The sequence below is a fragment of the Candidatus Eremiobacteraceae bacterium genome, assembly GCA_035295225.1.
GTDB lineage: Bacteria > Vulcanimicrobiota > Vulcanimicrobiia > Eremiobacterales > Eremiobacteraceae > JABCYQ01.
Window position 1 is genome coordinate 1 of sequence record DATGJI010000011.1, and the last position, 3,727, is coordinate 3,727.

At 62.9% G+C, this 3,727-nt stretch carries 3 protein-coding genes; all 3 read left to right on the forward strand.

The window, feature by feature from the left end; genetic code table 11:
- The coding region (cysK, locus tag VKT51_01395) for a cysteine synthase A (protein ID HLJ82814.1) at positions 1-737 on the forward strand (737 nt) is incomplete at its 5' end.
- Positions 715-1,758, forward strand: coding sequence for an asparaginase (locus VKT51_01400; GenBank protein HLJ82815.1), 1,044 nt, complete (start codon positions 715-717; stop codon positions 1,756-1,758). The genes cysK and VKT51_01400, both read left to right, overlap by 23 nt.
- Before the next feature lies 1 nt (position 1,759).
- Positions 1,760-3,727: homocysteine S-methyltransferase family protein (locus VKT51_01405; GenBank protein ID HLJ82816.1), on the forward strand; the 1,968-nt coding region annotated here is incomplete at its 3' end.

Below are 3,727 nucleotides of genomic sequence, written 5' to 3' on the forward strand. Positions count from 1 at the left end.
CCGGAATCGCGCTTGCGTTTGTTGCCGCCGCAAAAGGCTACCCGGTAATTCTCGTGATGCCCGATACGATGACTATCGAACGGCGCAATTTGCTGAAGGCGTACGGCGCGCAAGTGATCCTGACACCCGGCGCCGACGGCATGAAGGGGGCGATTGCCAAAGCCAACGAGATCATCGCGCGCGATCCGGCCAAATATTTCATGCCGCAGCAATTCGAAAATCCGGCGAACCCGGAGATTCACCGGCGCACGACAGCCGAAGAGATTTGGCGCGACACAGACGGCACTGTCGACATCGTCGTTGTCGCTATCGGCACCGGCGGCACGATTACCGGCGTCGGTGAAGTGCTCAAGCAGCGCAAGCCCAGCGTCGAGATCATCGCCGTCGAACCGGATGCGTCGGCCGTGCTCTCCGGCGGCCAGGCCGGCCCGCACAAAATTCAAGGGACCGGCACGGGCTTCGTGCCGCACGTGCTCAACACGGGCATCTACCAAGAGATCATCCGCGTGACCGATGCTGATGCCATCGCCACGGCACGCCGTGCGGCGCGCGAGGAAGGCATGCTCCTGGGCATTTCCTCGGGCGCGAATATTTGGGCGGCGTTGCAAGTGGCGGCGCGGCCCGAGGCGAAAGGCAAACTCATCGTCACGATCGGCTGCGATACCGGCGAGCGGTATCTATCGAACCCGGTCTATTCTGAACAGGAAGCAACTATTGTCGAACCAGCCCTGGTGTAGCAGTTGGGGCGTCGAAGTTACTCGCGACGGCTTGGTGGAATCGTTCCACCACGTCGCCGCTTGCGCGCTCGACGAGCGGGGCAACGTGATCTTTTCCGCCGGCGACGTCGACGCGCCGGTGTTTTTACGCTCGACCGCCAAGCCGTTCATCGCTGCCACCGCCATCGAGGCGGGCGCGCGCGAGCGCTTTTCACTCGAACCGCACGAGATCGCCGTCATGGCGGCCTCACACACCGGACAGCCGTTTCATATCGACGCGGTGCGTTCGATATTGCGCAAGATCGGCATGCACGAAAGCTCACTCCTGTGCGGGCCGCACGCGCCGTACAATGAAGAGGCGGCGCAGCAGCTGCGCGCTGCCGGTATCACGCCAGGACCCGTTTACAACAATTGCTCCGGTAAACACGCCGGAATTCTCGCGCTCTGCGTGCTGACCGGTGCCGATCCGCGCACGTATTTGGAACCGCAAAATCCCGCGCAGATAAAAATTTTGGAACTGTGCGCGCGCGTTTCCGGGCAGCGGGTCGCGGACTTCGTTCTCGGCGTCGACGGCTGCGGCATTCCGGTGTATGCGACGCCGCTGCGCAATGCCGCGCTTTCGTTCATGCATTTGGCTACGCTGAAAGGGATCGACGAGCGCGACGCCGCCGCCCTGCAGATCGTCCGTGACGCAATGATCGCCCATCCGGAGTACGTCTCGGGAACGGGCGAATTCGATACGCGGTTGATGCTCGCCGGTGCCGGTTCCGTGGCCACGAAGGGCGGCGCGGAAGGCGTGAGCGGCACAGCGTTTATCGGAGCAGGCGTCGGGTTGGTATGTAAAGTTTTGGATGGGGCGGCTCGCGGCCGCGCGCCTGCCGTGCTTTCCGCTATCAGGCAGCTTGGCCTATTGCCGGAGTCCGCTCTGACCAATCTCGCGGATTTGGAACGGCCGGTAGTATATAATCGAGCGGGGCGCGCCGTCGGTGAGGTGCGTGCCGCAAGTACCGTCGCCATCTTAAAAGCGAGTACATCGATCTAAATTGTCTAACTATCTGCAGCTGTTGCGCGAGCGGGTGCTCGTGTTCGACGGCGCCATGGGCACGCAAGTCATGGCGCTCGAGTTGACCGCCGACGATTTCGGCGGCGCGAAATATCACGGATGCAACGAAGCGCTCGTGCTCACGCGTCCGCAGATCATCCGCAGTATTCACGAGTCGTACCTCGAAGCCGGCGCGGACGTCGTCGAAACCGATACGTTCACGGCGTCGCGCTTGAAACTCGACGAGTACGGCTTGGGCGATCGCGTAGCCGATATCAATCACGGCGCGGCGCAGATTGCGCGAGCAGCGTGCGATGCGTTCAGCACACCGCAGCGGCCGCGCTTCGTCGCGGGCTCTATGGGCCCGACCGGGATGCTCGTTTCTTCGTCGGATCCCTCGCTCTCGAAGATCAGCTTCGAAGAACTTGCGAACATCTACGGCGAGCAAGCGCGTCATTTGGTCGAAGGCGGCGTCGACCTGCTGCTGCTGGAAACGATGCAGGATCTGCTCGAACTCAAAGCCGCGATCGCCGGCATCGTTCGCGAATTCGAGCGTGGCATGCGCCGCGTGCCGATTCAAGCGCAGCCGACGCTCATCACCGAGGGGCGGATGCTGCTGGGTACGGATATCCGTGCGATTTGTGCGACGCTCGGTGCGTTGCCGGTTGACGTCATCGGCTTGAATTGCTCGACGGGACCTGCGCAAATGCGCGATCCGGTGCGCTATTTGAGCGAGATGTCCGACCGGTTCATCAGCGTCATTCCAAATGCCGGATTGCCGCTCATGGGTCCCAAGGGCGAAACGATTTATCCGGAAACGCCCGAAGAACTTGCGGCCGAACTCGGGGATTTCGTGCGCGAATTCGGCGTCAACGTCGTCGGCGGCTGCTGCGGTACGACGCCAGCCCATATCAAGGCGATCGTCGATGCCGTCGGGCGCGCGCAGGGACGCGCACCTGCGCCGAAGCCGCTGCAATACGTCGCGTCGGCGATGACCGCGCTTTCGCTCGAACAAGAGCCGCGGCCGCTCCTCGTCGGCGAGCGCATCAACGCACAAGGTTCGCGCAAACTCAAGAAGTTGCTGCTCGAAGACCGATACGACGACATCGCGGTGCTCGCGCGCGATCAGGTCGAGGGCGGCGCGCACGTGCTCGACGTCTGCTGCGCGCTCACCGAGCGCACCGACGAAGACGAGCAGATGCGCACGCTCGTGCGCAAGATCGCACAATCGGTGGAAGCGCCGCTGATGATCGACTCCACCGAGCCGCGCGTCATCAAAGCGGCGCTCGAAAACTATCCGGGGCGCGCCATCATCAATTCGGTGCACCTGGAGAGCGGCCGCGCGAAGGTCGACTCCGTTCTGCCGTCGGTCAAAGAGCACGGCGCAGCCGTCATTGCGCTTACGATTGACGAGAGCGGCATGGCCAAGACTGCGCAGCGCAAGCGAGACGTCGCGCAACGCATCTACGAAATCGTCGTCGGCGAATATGGATTGCCGCCCGGCGCACTGATCTTTGACGACCTCACCTTCACGCTGGCGACGGGGGATGCGGAATACATCGAATCGGCGATCGAGACGATCGACGGTATTCGCGCGATAAAAGAGGCTCTGCCGGGCGTACTGACGTCGCTCGGCGTGAGCAACGTGTCGTTCGGCCTCAAGCCGCAAGCGCGTGCCGCGCTCAATTCGGTGTTTCTGCATCACTGCGTGCAGGCGGGCCTCGACCTGGCGCTCGTGAATCCGAAAGAGATCACGCCGTACGCCGAAGTCGACGCGACGGAGCGCGAGCTGTGCGACGATCTGGTGTTCAACCGGCGCCAGGACGCGCTGCAGCGGCTCATCGAGCACTTCGAGGCGGCCGGCGGCGCCGTGCAAAGCACCGGCCCCGCCAAAGACGACGATCAAGATGCGCCGCCCGAGCTGCGCATTCACAATGCGATTCTGCGCCGCCGCAAGGACGGTATCGAA